The organism is Ruegeria sp. AP12 (genome assembly GCF_056540025.1).
The window spans coordinates 1-953 of sequence record NZ_JBQFVZ010000121.1 but is presented as its reverse complement, the minus strand read 5'-3'; the positions used below and the strand labels follow the sequence as shown (position 1 = coordinate 953).

The following is a 953-nucleotide window of genomic DNA, read 5'->3' as shown; positions in this document are numbered from 1 at the left end:
CAAAGTCGGCTGACCCTCATCTCAGGCGCGCGGGATGATCGGACGCGCGACTACTATGAAGCGCGGCGCAATGCGGAAACGCTCCGATCGCAGCGCGCCGAGATCGTTGAGGCGGACACGCCGCACGGGTTCGATCAGGTGCCGTTGCATCAGGTCCGCTCCCCTGGTGACAGCCTTGACTGCATGCTTGCCGCGCTTGAACGGGCCGGGCTTGAGGTGCCGGTCGCCGTTGATCTTTCGGTGCCCGACCTGCCCGCAATAGTCATGCGGGTCATTGCGCCGGGGCTTGAAGGTACATCCTACGCACCCGGATACCGCCCCGGAGCGCGCGCGCGACATGTGTCATGAGCCAAGGTGATATCATCCTCTTTGCCGGTCCTTCCTTGCCGCGCCGGTGTGACGTGGAAGACCGGTTGCCGATCCGACGTCTTGGACCTGCGGCGCAGGGTGATCTGCTGAAGGCGGCGCTCGCCCGCCCACGTGCCATCATCCTGCTGGATGGCTATTTCGAGGCCTTGCCCGCCGTCTACCACAAGGAAATCCTTTGGGCGCTGTCCGAAGGCATCTCCGTCTATGGTGCCGCCTCGATCGGGGCTCTGCGCGCCTGTGAGCTTGGCTGTTTTGGCATGATCGGGGTCGGAGAGATCTTTGACGCGTTCGCCCAATTCCGGCTTGAGGCTGATGATGAGGTCGCTCTGATCCATGCGCCCGATGAGGTTGGTTTTGCCAATCTCTCAGAGCCACTGGTGAACATCCGCTGGACACTGGATGCCGCTGTCGCCGCGCAGGTTGTTGAGCGGCAGTTGGCGGATGCCCTTGTCGCAGCCGCCCGTCGCAGATTCTATCCCGATCGCAGCTTTGACAGCCTCCTGGAAGACTGTGCAGCTTTGGACCCAGCCGCCGCAGACCGCCTTGAGGCATGGCTTCCCGAGGGCCGAATTGATCAGAAAAAC

General features: G+C 62.7%; 2 protein-coding genes. Both read left to right on the top strand.

Annotated features, from left to right (window positions below):
• On the top strand, positions 1 to 348 hold a 348-nt coding region (locus ACR0E6_RS21660), incomplete at its 5' end, for a YcaO-like family protein (RefSeq protein WP_480587202.1).
• Positions 345 to 953 (top strand): TfuA-like protein (locus ACR0E6_RS21655; RefSeq protein WP_480587199.1); only part of this gene is annotated, 609 nt, incomplete at its 3' end. The genes ACR0E6_RS21660 and ACR0E6_RS21655, both read left to right, overlap by 4 nt.